This window comes from Acidovorax sp. GW460-11-11-14-LB4 (assembly GCF_059423685.1).
Genome location: NZ_JBWKYJ010000066.1, coordinates 12,938 through 27,946, shown reverse-complemented (window position 1 = coordinate 27,946; position 15,009 = coordinate 12,938). Strand labels below are relative to the sequence as shown.

The window sequence follows — 15,009 nt, the reverse complement described above, 5'->3', positions numbered from 1 at the left end:
CGTGTGAAAGTAGGTCATCGTCAGGCTCTTACAGCCCAGAAAACCCCAGTCAGATATGACTGGGGTTTTTTGCTTTGCAGACATCGAAAATGTGCCAACGGCAATAGGCGCTACTCAACGCTTCCGGGTGACACGGTCTACTCGATGGGCCTCTGCCTCATCGGGCTGCAAGACGGGCGCACATACATGAGCCACTCGGGCCGCTCAGATCAGCGCCGACGAGTTGGTACAGATCCATTCGCTCCCATCGAACACAGCGTGAACCGATCGGGAGAACCTCGCGAGAGGCGGCGTTCATTCCTATGGCGCGTGCAATTTGCCGTTTCCCCCGCGCCGATGCATCGCCTGCGTCAGATAGGCAGCCGCCGACCTTGCTCAAACACCAGCAGTTCGCCTTTTCCGAAGGCGGTCCACGTTTCGTTGGTCGTGAGGGGGCTGGTCACGATCACTGCCACCTGATCGTTCACGCCAGTCTCCTTCGAAAAATCCAGCTGGAGGTCTTCGTCACTCAGCTGCGCAGCGCCGAAGGGATGGCGGCGCTCTATATAGTGCAGATGGGTGGAGGCGTGTGCCCACAACGCCTGTCCATTGGAAAGCAGGAAATTGAATGTGCCGTGGGGCGCTATGCGCGCGGCGAGTTCCTTGAGCGTTAGCGTCAGCTCTGGAACAGAAGGCACGCTGGCGTGCGATTTGGCCAACTCTTGCATGATCCAGCAAAACGCATGCTCGCTGTCGGTATCGCCCACGGGGCGGAAATGCGAATGCAGGCGAGGGCGGAAGTCTTTCAGATCTCCGTTGTGGGCAAAGACCCAGTAGCGGCCCCACAGCTCACGCACGAACGGATGGCAGTTCTGCAGGCTCACCATGCCTTGGGTGGCCTTGCGGATGTGGGCGATGACGTTCCGGCTCTTGATGGGGTAACGGCGAATGAGTTCGGCCACCGGTGAGTCCACGGCCGCCAGATGGTCCACGAAGTGCCGAAGCCCCTTGTCCTCAAAAAACGCGATGCCCCAGCCATCGGTATGGTGGTCGGTCTTACCGCCGCGTTGCGCAAAGCCCGTGAAGCTGAAGGTCACATCGGTGGGTACATTGCAGTTCATGCCGAGGAGTTGGCACATGGCGGAGGTTCCGTTTCTTTGATTTCTTGAAAGGCTTGATGGGGCAATGCGCGCATCCGCCTTCAAGCATCAGGACAAGGTGTGCCTGCTGTCAATCTGGCCGCGCCTCGCGCAGCTGCCAGGCGGCCACCAGCGCCAGCCCGCACAGAAGAGTCAGCATCAAAAAGGTTTCACCGAATGCTGCGATGCGCGCCGGGTTGCTGGCTCCGGCCGTCAACGACGCGCCATGTGCGCCGAGTCGCCATTCGAGCACGATGCCGCACAGGCTGACCCCGGCGGCGCCGCCCAGCATGCGCAAGAACCCAATGGCGCTGGAGCCCTGAGAAATGAGCGACTTGTCCAGCGGGCGCATGGAGCCCAGATTCAGCGAGGGCAGAATGAAGCCGAGTCCGATGCGTCCCAGGATCGCAAAAGCGACGAGCATCCACAGCGACGAGCCAAGGCCCACAAACACCATCAGCCCGAACGACAGGGCCAGCAAACCGAGCCCGGTGCTGACCAATAAATGGGTGGGCTGCCGGTCCGCCAATCGGCCCACCATGGCGATGGTGGCGGCCAGAACGAACCCTGCCGGCAGCATGAGGGTGCCCACGTGCGATGCCGACAGCTCCAGCCCCAGTTGCATGAACACCGGCAACAGATAGGTAGAGCCGAACAAGGCGGTGCCGTAGATGAATGCCACCACACTGCCCATGGCGAACTGCCGGTATTGGAAGAGGCGCAGGTCCATGAGCGGCTTGCGCCCGGTGCGCAGCAGCCTGCGCTGCCAGGCAATGAAACAGGCGACGGCCACCACAGCACCCATCAGCAAGCCCACCGCCTCGACGTGAGAGCCGCCATGCAGCGACACCAGGCCGTTCAGCAGGCACAGCGTTCCCACCGTGCCCAGCAGAAGGCCTCGCCAGTCCAGCGCCTGGCCTTGCCGATTGGCCTCAACCCCTCCAGGGGCGGTGACCGGTACAAACTTGTACGCCAGCCAGATGGAGGCCAGGCAGAGTGGCACCACCATGAAAAAAATGGAGCGCCAGCCAAACCAATCCACCAGCAAACCGCCCATGCTCGGACCGATGGCCGGCGCCAGCACGACACCCATGCCAAAAATGCCGCTGGCGCGCCCCTGCTCGTGGGGCTGGAAGGCATACAGGATGATCACGGCCGGGATGGGCTGCACCACACCCGCTGCCAGCCCCTCGGCGACGCGTGCTGCCAGCACCAGGCCAAAGTCGCGCGCCAGGCCGCCCCCCACACCGCCAACGAGCAGCAACAATATCGCGCCGACATAGGTCGCGCGGTAACCGTACCGCGACAACAGCCAGGGGGTGGTGAGCATGGACACGGTGGTGGCCACCATGAACCCGGAGGTGACCCACTGGGCGCGTTCCTGGCCCAGTGCAAAGTAGTGGCTCATGTCCGGTATCGCCACGTTGACGATGGTGGAGGACATGATGGAGGCCATGGTGCCGACCATCACGGACAGCAACAACAGCCACCGGTAGCGCTCGCCATAACGCTCACGCAATACGGCCAGAGACCCCGAAGCGGTGCTCATGAAGCGATCCAGCAGAGAGGCGATGCCACGGGGTCAGTGACGGAGGGAGGCTGCACCACTCAGGATGTGCGCTCCAGCCACAACTTGCCGCCCGTGGCCCAGTTCTCGCGCTTCACATCGGTGATCAGGATGTCCACCGACTCGGGCGAGCCGCCCAGGATCTCGACGGATACGCGGGTGATCTCTTCCACCAGCTTCTTCTTTTGCTCGACCGTGCGGCCTTCCATCATTTCGATGTGGTACGTGGGCATGTCTTGTTCCTTCGCGCGCTGTGAAGACAGCGAAAAGCCCAAATCATATCGGCGAAGGCGGGTGGCCTGCGGCGGAGGGTTGCTGTGCGTCTGGCGCCGGCGCGCCGCAAGCCGCGCAGATACAGACCTTGCCGCGTGCCTCCTGCGGCAAAGCGGCCAAGGCCGCAGGGTCGATGGTCTGCGTCATGCACCAGCAGCTTTCTGCCGGGAGACCCGCCGCGATAGCGCACTGATTGGGCTGCCCGCACAGCGGGCAGACAGACGGAACGGGGTGGGTAGGTGGTGCTGCAGGCATAGGAGTGAACGCGTGGGCGTCGGTGCCAGTGTACGGCGCAGCTTGCCCCAAACGCGGTCGCCGCCTCTCACACAACTGAACAAGGTGAGCCGGAGTACTGCCTGAAACAAAAATAGCTGCTAGTGCAAATGTTGATTGCGCTAGCAGCTATCAAAAGTAGAGCGGGCAGCGCCATGAATATGGCACTGCCTGCAGTCGGGAATCAGGCCGCTTGCGCTGCCTTCAGCTTCAGGCGCCAGGCGTGCAGCAGTGGCTCGGTGTAGCCGCTGGGCTGTTCCATGCCCTTGAAGACCAGGTCACACGCTGCCTTGTAGGCCATGCTGGTGGCAAAGTGTCCGGCCATGGGCTGATACAGCGAGTCACCCGCGTTTTGCTGGTCCACCACGGCTGCCATGCGCTCAAAGGTCTCGCGCACCTGGGCTTCAGTCACCACGCCATGGTGCAGCCAGTTGGCCATGTGCTGGCTGCTGATGCGCAGCGTGGCGCGGTCTTCCATCAGGCCCACGTTGTGGATGTCGGGTACCTTGGAGCAGCCCACGCCCTGGTCCACCCAGCGCACCACGTAGCCCAGAATGCCCTGGGCGTTGTTGTCCAGCTCCTGCTGCTTCTCGGCGTCGCTCCAGTTCGGGGCGGCGGCCACGGGCACGGTCAGCAGGCCGGTCAGCAGGTTGTCGCGTTCGGCGTTCACGTCGGTCTTTTCCAGCTCGATCTGGATGTCGCTCACCTTCACCTGGTGGTAGTGCAGCGCGTGCAGCGTGGCGCCCGTGGGGCTGGGCACCCAGGCCGTGTTGGCGCCGGCCTTGGGGTGGGCGATCTTCTGCTTGAGCATTTCGGCCATCAGGTCGGGCATGGCCCACATGCCCTTGCCGATCTGCGCCTTGCCGCGCAGGCCACAGGAGAGGCCCACTAGCACGTTGTTCTTCTCGTACGACTGGATCCAGGCGCTGGTCTTCATGTCGCCCTTGCGCACCATGGGGCCGGCGTGCATGGCGGTGTGCATCTCGTCGCCCGTGCGGTCGAGGAAGCCGGTGTTGATGAACGCCACGCGGGTCGATGCAGCGGCAATACAGGCCTTGAGGTTGACGGACGTGCGGCGCTCTTCGTCCATGATGCCCAGCTTGACGGTGCTGTCGGGCAGGCCCAGCAGCTTCTCTACGCGGCCGAAGAGTTCAGCGGCAAAGCCGACTTCGGCGGGGCCGTGCATCTTGGGCTTGACGATGTAGACGCTGCCCTTGCGGGAGTTGCGGATGCCGTTTTGTCCATGGCCCTGCAGGTCGTGCAGTGCAATCGCCGTGGTCACCACCGCATCCATGATGCCTTCGGGGATTTCGCGCACGGCACCTTGTGCGTCCTTCCACAGGATGGCCGGGTTGGTCATCAGGTGGCCCACATTGCGCAGGAACATCAGCGAGCGGCCATGCAGGCGTACTTCGCCGCCTTGGGGGGCCGTGTAGATGCGATCAGGGTTCAGCCCGCGCGTGAAGGTCTTGCCGCCCTTGGCGACCTGCTCGGTCAGCGTGGCCTGGATGATGCCCAGCCAGTTGCTGTAGCCCAGCACCTTGTCTTCGGCGTCCACGGCGGCCACGGAGTCTTCCAGGTCCAGGATGGTGGACAGGGCCGCTTCCAGCACCAGGTCGCTCACGCCTGCGGAATCGGACTGGCCGATGGGCGTGCTGCGGTCGATCTGGATATCGAGGTGCAGGCCGTTGTGCTGCAGCAGCACCGACGACGGCGCGGCGGCATTGCCCTGGTAGCCCTTGAACTGCGATGCGTCCTTCAGGCCCGTGGTGTTGCCGTTGGCCAGTGACACGACCAGCTGGCCGCCTTCCACCTTGTAGCCCGTCGAATCCTTGTGCGAGCCTGCAGCCAAAGGCGCCGTGTCATCCAGCACTTGGCGCGCAAACGCGATCACCTTGGCACCGCGCACGGGGTTGTAGCCCTTGCCCTTTTCGGCGCCGTCAGTCTCGGGGATCGCATCCGTGCCATACAGTGCGTCATACAGGCTGCCCCAGCGCGCGTTGGCGGCGTTGAGTGCATAACGTGCGTTCAGGATGGGCACCACCAGCTGCGGGCCGGCCTGCGTGGCCAGCTCGTCGTCCACGTTGGTGGTCGTGGCCTTCACGTCGGCAGGCTGGGGCACCAGGTAGCCGATCTTTTCGAGAAAGCCGCGGTAGGCCACCATGTTCTGGATGGGGCCGGGGTTGGCCTTGTGCCAGGTGTCCAGCTCGGTCTGGAGGCGGTCGCGCTCGGCCAGCAGGGCGATGTTGCGCGGAGCCAGGTCGGACACGATGGCGTCAAAACCTTTCCAGAAGGCGGCGGCGTCCACCCCCGTGCCGGGCAGCACCTTGTCTTCGACAAAGCGGTACAGGGAAGTGGCCACTTGCAGGCCGTGGACTTGGGTGCGTTCGGTCATGGGGTGCCTCAAGAAGAGTGGTGAAAACGGAGGTCTATGAAAAACGGTGCCCGCAACAGCAGGCCATGGACAGACTGTATTGCAAATGTTTGCCCACATAAATACGCTGAAAATCTCTAAACCAGTGACTTTTACGCAAAACTGGTGACAGTCCGTAGTCACCCTGAATGGTGCTTTCGCCCGTTACCCACTACGCTGCGCGCACAACAAACCCACCGGGAGACAAACCCATGCAGGCACCCCTGGACGCCAGCGCGCTCAACGCGGCCCACAAGAACAAGATCGTGAGCGCCGCTGATGCCGTGCAGCTCATCCACGATGGCGACACCGTGGCCACGGGCGGCTTTGTGGGCATCGGCTTTGCCGAAAGCATTGCCGTGGCGCTGGCCCAGCGCTGGGAAACGACCCAAACCCCGCGCGACCTCACGCTCGTCTACGCCGCAGGCCAGGGCGACGGCAAGCAGCGGGGCCTCAACCACCTGGGCCACGCCGGCCTGCTCAAGCGCGTGATCGGCGGGCACTGGAGCCTGGTGCCCCGCATCCAGAAGCTGGCGGTGGACAACCAGATCGAGGCCTGGAACCTGCCCCAGGGCGTGATCACGCATTTGTTCCGCGACATCGCTGCGGGCAAGCCCGGCACGCTCACGCGCGTGGGCCTGGACACCTTTGTGGACCCGCGCCACGGCGGCGGCAAGCTCAACGCGCGCACCACCGAAGACCTGGTGCGCATCCTGCCCATCGACGGGCAGGACTACCTGTTCTACAAAGCCTTTCCGATCCACGTGGGCATCATCCGCGCGACCACGGCCGACGCCGACGGCAACCTCACCATGGAGCGCGAGGCGCTCACGCTCGAAGCGCTGGCGATTGCCATGGCCGCGCGCAACTCGGGCGGCGTGGTCATCGCGCAGGTCGAACGCATCGCCGAGCGCGGCACGCTCAACCCCCGGCAGGTGAAGGTGCCCGGCGTGCTGGTGGACGCCGTGGTGCTGGCCACCGAGCCCGCGCACCACCACCAGACCTTTGCCGAGCCCTACAGCGCCGCGTTTGCGGGCGAGTTGCGCGTGCCCATGGACACGCTGGAGGCCATGCCCCTGACCGAGCGCAAGATCATCGCCCGCCGCGCGGCGCTGGAGCTGCGCCCGCACCAGGTGGTGAATCTGGGCATCGGCATGCCCGAGGGGGTGGCCAACGTAGCGGCTGAAGAGCGCATCATCGACCTCGTCACGCTCACGGCCGAGCCCGGCGTGATCGGCGGCATCCCCGCCGGCGGGCTGAACTTCGGCGCGGCCGTGAACCCGCAGGCCATCATCGACCAGCCCAACCAGTTCGACTTCTACGACGGCGGTGGTCTCGACATCGCGATCCTGGGCCTGGCGCAGGCCGACCAGCACGGCAACCTCAACGTGAGCAAGTTCGGCCCGCGCCTGGCGGGTGCGGGCGGCTTCATCAACATCAGCCAGAACGCCAAGACCGTGGTGTTTGTCGGCACCTTCACGGCAGGCGCGCTGCACGTGGAGGCGGTGGACGGCCACCTGCACATCCTGCACGAAGGCGGCGCGCGCAAGCTGGTGCGCGAGGTCGAGCACCGCACCTTCAGCGGCGCCGAGGCGCTGCGGCGCGGCCAGCGCGTGTTGTATGTGACCGAGCGCTGCGTGTTCCGCCTGGTGCCCTCGGGCGGGGCGGATGGCAGCGGTGCGCTGGAACTCATCGAGTTGGCGCCCGGCATCGACCTGCAGCGCGACGTGCTGGCCCACATGGCATTCACGCCGCGCATCAGCCCCGGCCTGCAGACCATGGACCTGCGCCTGTTCGAGCCCGGCCCGCTGGGCCTGCGCGAGCAGCTGCTCAACCGCCCGCTGGTGCAGCGCTTCGAGCTGGACGCCGCGCGCCTGCTGCTGCACATCGACTTCTCGGGCCTGCAGATCAACACCGCCAGCACCATCGACGCCATCGAGCAGGAGGTGCGCCGCCTGCTCGCTCCGCTCGCCGCACAGGGCGAGCGCGTGGGCGTGATCGTGAACTACGACCACTTCACCATCGCCCCCGACCTGGCCGACGCCTACACCGCCATGGTGCAGGGCCTCACGCGCGACCTCTACACCGAGGTCAAGCGCTATGGCACCGTGGGGTTCCTCAAGTCACGCCTGGTGTGAAGTGGGGGTGATGCTGGTTCACTATCATTTATGTAGCTGCCCAGGCATGTTGCACTAGCGCATGCGGCCTGTTTGTCTCTAAAACCGATCACAGGCCGTGCCCAAGTCCGTCACCAGGCCCTTCTCCGCTTTATCCCCATAATCAGCGCCCATGGACAAACTCAAGGCCTTCGAATCGTTTGTGTCGGTGGCAACACGCGGCAGCCTCACCGCTGCGGCCAAGGCCGAGGGCGTGGCGCCGGCCATCATGGGGCGGCGGCTCGATGCGCTGGAAGAACACCTGGGCGTGAAGTTGCTGGTGCGCACCACGCGCCGCATCAGCCTCACGCACGAGGGCAGTGCGTTTTTGGAAGACTGCCAGCGCCTGTTGTCCGACGTGGCCAACGCCGAGGCCAGCGTGTCCGAAGGGGGCGTCAAGGCCACGGGCCATTTGCGCATCACCGCACCGGCCGGCTTTGGCCGCCGCCATGTGGCGCCGCTGGTGCCACGTTTTCGCACCGCCCACCCGGACGTGACCATCTCGCTCAACCTCAGCGACCGCGTGGTGGACCTGGCGGGCGAGGGCTATGACTGCGCCGTGCGCGTGGGCGACCTGCCCGACTCGTCGCTGGTGAGCGTGCGCATTGCCGACAACCGCCGCCTGTGCGTGGCCACGCCCGCCTACCTGCAGCGTCACGGCACCCCGCGCCACCCCAGCGAGCTGGTGCAGCACGACTGCCTCACGCTGTCGAGCGAGGCGTCGCAAACACGGGGCTGGGCGTTCCGCATGCCGGTCGAAGGCGGTGGCACCGAGGTCATCCACCTCAAGCCCGGCGGCCCGCTCGATTGCTCGGACGGGCAGGTGCTGCACGACTGGTGCCTGGCGGGCTACGGCATTGCCTGGCGCAGCACCTGGGAGGTGGAGGCCGAGATCGCCGCCGGGCGCCTGGTGGAGGTGCTGCACGATTTTGCGGCGCCGCCCAACGGCATCTATGTGGTGTTTCCGCAGCGCAAGCACATGCCGCTGCGGGTGCGGCTGTGGATCGAACACCTCAAGCACCAGTACGCACAGCCCGCGTTCTGGAAAGGCCCGCAGGCCGGCGGCTGATAGCCCCCGTGGCAGACTGCACAACACTCCATGTCCACCGCGCCCACACTCCTCGTTGCTGACGACCACCCGCTGTTCCGTGCGGCCGTGCTGCACGTGCTGCGCGAGCGGCTGCCGCAGTTCCGTACGCTGGAGGCGGCCAGCGCCGCCACGCTGGGCCAGGCGCTGCGGGACCACCCCGAGGTCGAGCTGGTGCTACTGGACCTGAGCATGCCCGGCACGCGCGGCTTCTCTGCCTTGCTGCATGTGCGCGGCGAATACCCCGAGCTGCCCGTGGTCATCATCTCTTCCAACGACCACCCCCGCGTCATCCGCCGCGCGCAGCAGTTTGGTGCTGCGGGCTTCATCCCCAAGTCCGCGCCCGCCGACGCCATGGGCGACGCCATCCAGGCCGTGCTGGATGGCGGCAGCTGGTTCCCGCCCATGGCGGCCGAGCGCTCCGAGGCCGACGCTGAGCTGGCCGCGCGGCTGGCACAGCTCACGCCCCAGCAGTTCCGCGTGTTGCTGTGTCTGGCCGATGGCCTGCTCAACAAACAGATTGCAAGCGCGCTGGGCCTGGCCGAGAACACGGTGAAGGTGCATGTCACCGCCATCCTGAAAAAGCTCGCGTGCTACAGCCGCACGCAGGCGGCGGTGCTGGTCAAAAGCCTGGAGACGGAAGACGGCGTGTCTTCCTGAGGTGGAGATCTGCATCAAAACGGCCGCTGTCGCCTATTCAACGAGCCCTGGATGCTACTAAAAGCGTAGCGACGAGCGCGGCCTCTCCAACCGGGCGCAGCACCCTGCCTGAGGCGCCGTGCAAAGGCCGCCCCGTCGCGCAGCGGCTCAGGGGGATGCTCCCTGTCTCAGCAGCGTCTGGCTCACCAGCGCCCGCAGCGCGGGGGCGCGCACCGGCTTGGCCAGAAAGCCCCAGCCGCGTTCGGCGGCCTGGCGGCGCAGGGTGGCATCGCGCTCGGCGGTGACCAGGATCACGGCGGGTGTCTGGCCCCAGCGCTGGCACAGCTGCGCGAACACTTCGGGGCCGTGGAGGCCGGCGCCCAGGTGCACGTCCAGCAGCACCAGCTGCGGCGCCCGGCCGGGCTGGGCGGCGGCCAGGGCCTCGGGCGCGCCAGCGGCCAGCGGCACCGTGCAGCCCCAGCGCTGCAGCAGGGCCTGCGTGGCGGCGCAGGTAGGGCCGTCGTCATCAATGACCCAGGCGCTGCTGCCTTGCAGGGGGGCGTCGTCGGCGGGTTGCTGCGTGGTGGCGGGGGGCGCAGCCTGCTGCGCGGCGGCAGGGTTGCCCAGCGGCACACACACCCAGAACACGCTGCCGCGCCCCAGTTGCGAGCGCAGGCCAATCTCGTGCCCCAGCAAGCGGCCCAGGCGTTCGACGATGGCCAGGCCCAGGCCTGCGCCCCGGTCGTCGGCGCGGCCTTCGTCCAGGCGGCGGAATTCTTCAAAGATCTCGCGCTGCAATGACTCGGGGATGCCGGGGCCCTGGTCGTGCACCTCGATGCGCAGGTGGTGGTCGCCCACCCTGCGGCAGCCCACCACGATGCGCCCGCGCCGGCTGTAGCGGATGGCGTTGGAGACAAAGTTCTGCAGGATGCGGCGCAGCAGGTTATCGTCGGTGCGCACCACGGCGCGCGTGGGCACGCAGCGCAGTTGCAGGCCCTGGCTTTCGGCCAGCACGCCAAAGTTGTGGCCCAGCACCTGTAGCAGGGGCCCCAGGGCCACGTCGTGGATGTGCACATCGAACTGGCCCGACTCCATGCGCGAGATGTCGAGCAGGCTGTTGAGGATGGCGTCCTGCGCGGCCAGGGCGCCGTCGATGCTGTCCACGGCGTGCCGTTCGGCGTCGCCTGGCAGATGGCTGCGCAGCAGCGAGGTGAACATGCGTGCGGCGTTCAGGGGCTGCAGCAGGTCGTGCACGGCGGCGGCCACAAAGCGGGTTTTGGAGCGGTTGGCCTGCTCGGCTTCGCGCCGCGCGGCGTCCAGGTCGCGGGTGCGGTCGGCCACGCGCTGCTCCAGCGCATCGGCCAGCGATCGCAGCTCGCGTGCGGCGTTCTTGTAGCTGGTGATGTCGGCGTAGCTGGTCACAAAACCGCCCTCGGGCAACGGGTTGCCCCGGATCTCCAGCACCGTGCCGTCTTCCTTGGCGCTTTCGTGCAGGTGGGGGGTGCCGCTGCGCAGGTGCGCCAGGCGGCGTTCGATGGCTTCTTCCACCGGGCCCGGGCCCAGCAGGCCCCGGCGCGCGTTGTGGCGCATCAGGTCTTCAATGGGGCGACCCACCTGCATCAGGTCGGCGGGGTAGCGGAACAGCTGCACATAGCGCGAGTTCCACGCCACCAGCTTCAGGTCGGCGTCGATGATGACCACCCCCTGGGGCAGGTGTTCCAGACTGCGGGAGAGGCCCATGTCAGCCTGCTGCGCCGCCTGCACGATGCCGTCCTGCGCGGTGCGCAACTCCTGCGCGTGCTGTTGCAGCACGGTCTCCAACTCCTGGCGGCTGCGCTGGCGCAGGCGGGCCAGGCGCTGGCGCTGGCGCACAAACAGCACCAGCAGCGACAGGGCCAGCCAGCCGCCGCCCCCGGCTGCGGCCGCCCAGCGGCTGTCAGCCATGCTGCTGTGGGTGGTGTGCACCAGGTGCAGTTGCCAGGGCGTGCCGGGCAGGGGCTGGGTCAGCCACAGCATGCGGCCGGGCGGGGCGGGCATGTCGGCGGACGGTTGCACACGCACCAGCCGCCCGCCATTGTCCAGGCGGTCGTCCACGCGGACGTCGAGCGGGCGCAGCGGCTGGTCGGAGTACTGTCGGGTGGCGTTCAGCTCGCGGCGCTCTTCGTCGTCCAGCGGCTCCAGCAGGCGGTAGCGCCATGCGTCCTGGCTGGCGAGAAAGACCACACCATGCGCGTCCGACGCCAGCACGATGTCGGGTGTCTGCAGCCATTCGCGCTCCAGCTCCTGCAGCGCGATCTTGATGGCCACCAGCCCCAGGATGTGGCCGCTGTCGTCGCGGATGGCCTGCGACAGGAAGTAGCCCGGCTCGCCCGTGGTCACGCCAATGCCGTAGAAGCTGCCGCGCCCCTGGGCCAGCGCCTGCTGCACATAGGGGCGAAAGCTGTAGTCCACGCCCACATTGCTGGTGGCTGTGCGCCAGTTGCTGGCGGCCACGGCCAGGCCGTCGCGGTCGAGCAGGGTGAGGGTGGAGGACTGGCTGGCGCCGTTGGCCTGCTCCAGCTTGCGGTTGAGCTGCGCTACCTCGTCGGTGCTCAGGGTGCGGCGCAGGGCGTCCTGCAACTGCGCGTCCAGGGCCAGCACCTCGGGCAGGGTGCGGTAGCGGTCGATGCGCTGGGCCAGCGTCTGCCCGTACAGGGCCAGCTGGCGCTGCACGCTCTCGCTTTCGTCCAGCAAGGACCGGTGCCAGGCCCACTGGCCAGCCGCGAACATGCTGGCCACCGTGCCTGCTAGCAGGATGAGCAGCGTCCAGAACTGGCGAAGGCGGGGCGTGGGCATGGGAATCCAGCGGGGTGGTTGTGCGGCACCAAGGCCAATTGGGTGCGGGTGGGAGTGTGCTGCACCAGGCTGGGGACTAGGTAGTTACCCTGATTTGGTGCGCGCGCTCTCCTATGAAGCCGCTCTCGACTAATACCAATAGGTTATCGGCTGAAACAAAGTGCAGCGGTACAAACGGCACCCTTGACGCGCGCCGGAGGCACCCCGGTGGTGCAGACCCGTGACCCCAGGAGACCCGTTCCATGCACAACCATTCCGCTCCCGCAGCCTCGACCTTGAAGCTGCCTTTTTATCGGCAACTGTACTTCCAGGTGGTGTTCGCCATCGTCCTGGGCGTTCTGCTGGGCCATTTCGAGCCGTCCTACGGCGAGGCGCTCAAGCCGCTGGGTGACGCGTTCATCAAGCTGGTCAAGATGATCATCGCCCCGGTGATCTTCCTGACCATCGTGACCGGCATCGCTGGCATGTCGCAGCTCTCCACCGTGGGCCGCGTGTTCGGCAAGGCCATGGCGTACTTCCTGTTCTTCTCCACGCTGGCCCTGGTGGTGGGCCTGGTGGTGGCCAACGTGGTGCAGCCCGGCGCGGGCATGAACATCAATGTGGCCGACCTGGACCAGACGGCGGTGAAGGGCTACGTGGCCAAGTCGCACGAGATGACGCTCACGGGCTTTGCCATGGACATCATCCCCAAGACGCTGGTGAGCCCGTTTGTGGGCGACAACATCCTGCAGGTGCTGCTGGTGGCCGTGCTGTTCGGCATTGGCCTGGCCATGGTGGGTGAGGCAGGCCGCCCGGTGCTGAACTTTCTGGACGCGCTGACGACGCCTGTGTTCAAGGTGGTGGGCATCGTGATGAAGGCGGCGCCTCTGGGTGCGTTTGGTGCCATGGCGTTCACCATTGGCAAGTTTGGCCTGGGCTCGCTGGTCAACCTGGCGTGGCTGGTGGGCTCGTTCTATGTCACCTCGCTGCTGTTTGTGGTGGTGATCCTGGGCTTGGTGGCGCGCCTGTGTGGCTTCTCGGTGTTCAAGCTGATCCGCTACCTCAAGGCCGAGCTGATGCTGGTGCTGGGCACTTCGTCGTCTGAATCCGCCCTGCCATCGCTGATGGAAAAGATGGAAAAGGCGGGTTGCAGCAAGTCGGTGGTGGGCCTGGTGGTGCCCACGGGCTACTCGTTCAACCTGGACGGCACCAACATCTACATGACGCTGGCCGCGCTGTTCATCGCCCAGGCGACCAACACCGAACTGACGCTGGGCCACCAGGTGGCGCTGTTGCTCGTCGCCATGCTGTCGTCCAAGGGCGCGGCGGGCGTGACGGGCGCGGGCTTCATCACCTTGGCCGCCACCCTGGCCGTGGTGCCCGAAGTGCCCGTGGCCGGCATGGCGCTGATTCTGGGCGTGGACCGTTTCATGAGCGAATGCCGCTCGCTGACCAACTTCATCGGCAACGCCGTGGCCACGGTGGTCGTCTCCCGCTGGGAAAACGCGCTGGACCAAGATCGCCTGGACGCGGCGATGAATGGCCATCCGCTGCCGCTCGCAGTGTCTGCGGCCTCGGCCCCCGTGGTGTCGGCGGATGTGCCTGTGGCGACGGTGGCGCGCACCGTGGCTTGATGGCGGGTACTTGCTGAATCAGCGCTGCCAGCGGCGCGGGCTTTCGGGCCCGCGCCGCTTCTTTTTGGAGCGGTCAGGCCCGCGCCATCGCGCACAATGGTGGCCCTGCCGGATGGCACTGTGAGCGCTTGGAGCTGCGCAGTGGCCTCGGGCGCTACAAGGAATCTGCACCATGACCCTCGAAGCCATCCTGGCCGCCTTTCACCTTCTGGCCATCCTGACCTTTGTGGTTTTTCTGTCCAGCCAGGCGGCGCTGTGCCGTATCGAGTGGCTCAATGCTGCCGTGGTCGAGCGCCTGGCCCGCTTGGATGTGATCTACGGTGTGGCCGGGGCGGTGATGATTGGCAGCGGCCTGGCCCGGTTGATCTGGGGCGTGAAGGGCGCCTCGTGGTACCTGTCGCAGCCCCTGTTTCACATCAAGATCACCCTGGTGCTGGCCATGGTCGTGCTGTCGTTTGTGCCCTCGGCTGCGTTTCGCCGCTGGCGCCAGAACCTGCGCATCACTGGCGCCCTGCCGCCCGCCGCAGAAGTCGCGCGGGTCCGCCGCCTGGTGATGATCCAGTCGCATGTGCTGCCTGTGGTGGCCGTGATTGCAGTGTTCTGGGCGCGCGGCTGGTAAGTGCAAACACGCCCCCCATAAAAAAGCCCGCCTGGCTGGATGCCGGCGGGCTTTTGCTTATCGAGCCCGGTGAAGATGCACCGGGTGTGAACTTACTTCACTTCTTCAGGCACTCGCTCATGAAGGCCTTGCGCTCGTCGCCCTTGAGCGTCTTGGCCTTGGCGTCAGCGTTGCAGGTTTTCATCTTGTCCTGCTGGGTGGCGGGCTTGTTGCTCAGGCAGGTCTTCATGAAGGCCTTGCGCTCGTCGCCCTTCATGTCTCCGGCGTCCTTGTTGCAGGTCGCCATCTTCGATTGCTGTTTGGTAGGGGCCTTGGCGTCTTCGGCGGCGTGGGCACCAAAGCCCAGTGTCAGCGCCAGGCCGAGTGCAGTCAGGGAAAGAAGCTTTTTCATGGAATCTCCTGGTGTGAATGCGTTA

12 protein-coding genes are annotated in these 15,009 nt (G+C 66.0%); 5 read left to right on the top strand and 7 right to left on the bottom strand.

Translation table 11 applies throughout. The features are described from left to right. Positions 1-350: 350 nt before the first annotated feature. The 5 genes from AC07X4_RS19265 to AC07X4_RS19245 all read right to left on the bottom strand — a co-directional run bounded on the left by AC07X4_RS19265 (position 351) and on the right by AC07X4_RS19245 (position 5,626). Complete coding sequence (locus tag AC07X4_RS19265; RefSeq protein WP_056065199.1) at positions 351-1,118, bottom strand: class II glutamine amidotransferase; 768 nt, start codon at positions 1,116-1,118, stop codon at positions 351-353. A 91-nt stretch (positions 1,119-1,209) separates the two neighbouring features. Then, positions 1,210-2,667: a DHA2 family efflux MFS transporter permease subunit gene (locus tag AC07X4_RS19260; protein WP_494740996.1), complete on the bottom strand. Its 1,458-nt coding sequence runs from the start codon at positions 2,665-2,667 to the stop codon at positions 1,210-1,212. Positions 2,668-2,726: 59 nt separating this feature from the next. Continuing rightward, entirely contained in the window at positions 2,727-2,948 is a 222-nt protein-coding gene (locus AC07X4_RS19255; protein WP_255356291.1) for a 4-oxalocrotonate tautomerase, read from the bottom strand. 13 nt (positions 2,949-2,961) lie between these two features. After that, positions 2,962-3,213: a cysteine-rich CWC family protein gene (locus tag AC07X4_RS19250; protein ID WP_260668809.1), complete on the bottom strand. Its 252-nt coding sequence runs from the start codon at positions 3,211-3,213 to the stop codon at positions 2,962-2,964. 202 nt (positions 3,214-3,415) lie between these two features. Then, on the bottom strand, positions 3,416-5,626 hold the full coding sequence (locus AC07X4_RS19245) for a malate synthase G (protein ID WP_494740995.1): 2,211 nt from the start codon (positions 5,624-5,626) through the stop codon (positions 3,416-3,418). 230 nt (positions 5,627-5,856) lie between these two features. Here AC07X4_RS19245 and AC07X4_RS19240 point away from each other — a divergent pair, with 230 nt between their 5' ends. From AC07X4_RS19240 to AC07X4_RS19230, 3 genes are all read left to right on the top strand, one after another. After that, positions 5,857-7,782 (top strand): acyl CoA:acetate/3-ketoacid CoA transferase, encoded by a 1,926-nt coding sequence (locus tag AC07X4_RS19240; protein WP_494740994.1) that lies wholly within the window; start codon positions 5,857-5,859, stop codon positions 7,780-7,782. 151 nt (positions 7,783-7,933) lie between these two features. Continuing rightward, the gene (locus tag AC07X4_RS19235; protein ID WP_015016104.1) at positions 7,934-8,869 is read left to right on the top strand and encodes a LysR family transcriptional regulator; all 936 of its coding nucleotides are present in this window, start codon (positions 7,934-7,936) and stop codon (positions 8,867-8,869) included. Between the two features lie 30 nt (positions 8,870-8,899). Next, the gene (locus AC07X4_RS19230) at positions 8,900-9,547 is read left to right on the top strand and encodes a LuxR C-terminal-related transcriptional regulator (protein WP_494740993.1); all 648 of its coding nucleotides are present in this window, start codon (positions 8,900-8,902) and stop codon (positions 9,545-9,547) included. Between the two features lie 147 nt (positions 9,548-9,694). Here AC07X4_RS19230 and AC07X4_RS19225 read toward each other — a convergent pair whose 3' ends face one another. Continuing rightward, positions 9,695-12,361, bottom strand: coding sequence for a hybrid sensor histidine kinase/response regulator (locus tag AC07X4_RS19225; RefSeq protein ID WP_494740992.1), 2,667 nt, complete (start codon positions 12,359-12,361; stop codon positions 9,695-9,697). A gap of 242 nt (positions 12,362-12,603) precedes the next feature. Between AC07X4_RS19225 and AC07X4_RS19220 the strand changes: the two genes are divergently transcribed. After that, complete coding sequence (locus AC07X4_RS19220; protein ID WP_260668804.1) at positions 12,604-13,974, top strand: dicarboxylate/amino acid:cation symporter; 1,371 nt, start codon at positions 12,604-12,606, stop codon at positions 13,972-13,974. Between the two features lie 172 nt (positions 13,975-14,146). Beyond that, complete coding sequence (locus AC07X4_RS19215; RefSeq protein WP_260668803.1) at positions 14,147-14,593, top strand: DUF2214 family protein; 447 nt, start codon at positions 14,147-14,149, stop codon at positions 14,591-14,593. Positions 14,594-14,690: 97 nt separating this feature from the next. Here AC07X4_RS19215 and AC07X4_RS19210 read toward each other — a convergent pair whose 3' ends face one another. Continuing rightward, positions 14,691-14,984, bottom strand: coding sequence for a PsiF family protein (locus AC07X4_RS19210; RefSeq protein WP_260668802.1), 294 nt, complete (start codon positions 14,982-14,984; stop codon positions 14,691-14,693). Between the last annotated feature and the right edge of the window lie 25 nt (positions 14,985-15,009).

Excerpts from the sequence above, each read along its gene's own strand:
- AC07X4_RS19265 (WP_056065199.1), bottom strand. The coding sequence starts at position 1,118 with ATGTGCCAACTCCTCGGCATGAACTGCAATGTACCCACCGATGTGACC.
- AC07X4_RS19260 (WP_494740996.1), bottom strand. The coding sequence starts at position 2,667 with ATGAGCACCGCTTCGGGGTCTCTGGCCGTATTGCGTGAGCGTTATGGC.
- AC07X4_RS19250 (WP_260668809.1), bottom strand. The coding sequence starts at position 3,213 with ATGCCTGCAGCACCACCTACCCACCCCGTTCCGTCTGTCTGCCCGCTG.
- AC07X4_RS19245 (WP_494740995.1), bottom strand. The coding sequence starts at position 5,626 with ATGACCGAACGCACCCAAGTCCACGGCCTGCAAGTGGCCACTTCCCTG.
- AC07X4_RS19240 (WP_494740994.1), top strand. The coding sequence starts at position 5,857 with ATGCAGGCACCCCTGGACGCCAGCGCGCTCAACGCGGCCCACAAGAAC.
- AC07X4_RS19235 (WP_015016104.1), top strand. The coding sequence starts at position 7,934 with ATGGACAAACTCAAGGCCTTCGAATCGTTTGTGTCGGTGGCAACACGC.
- AC07X4_RS19230 (WP_494740993.1), top strand. The coding sequence starts at position 8,900 with ATGTCCACCGCGCCCACACTCCTCGTTGCTGACGACCACCCGCTGTTC.
- AC07X4_RS19225 (WP_494740992.1), bottom strand. The coding sequence starts at position 12,361 with ATGCCCACGCCCCGCCTTCGCCAGTTCTGGACGCTGCTCATCCTGCTA.
- AC07X4_RS19220 (WP_260668804.1), top strand. The coding sequence starts at position 12,604 with ATGCACAACCATTCCGCTCCCGCAGCCTCGACCTTGAAGCTGCCTTTT.
- AC07X4_RS19215 (WP_260668803.1), top strand. The coding sequence starts at position 14,147 with ATGACCCTCGAAGCCATCCTGGCCGCCTTTCACCTTCTGGCCATCCTG.
- AC07X4_RS19210 (WP_260668802.1), bottom strand. The coding sequence starts at position 14,984 with ATGAAAAAGCTTCTTTCCCTGACTGCACTCGGCCTGGCGCTGACACTG.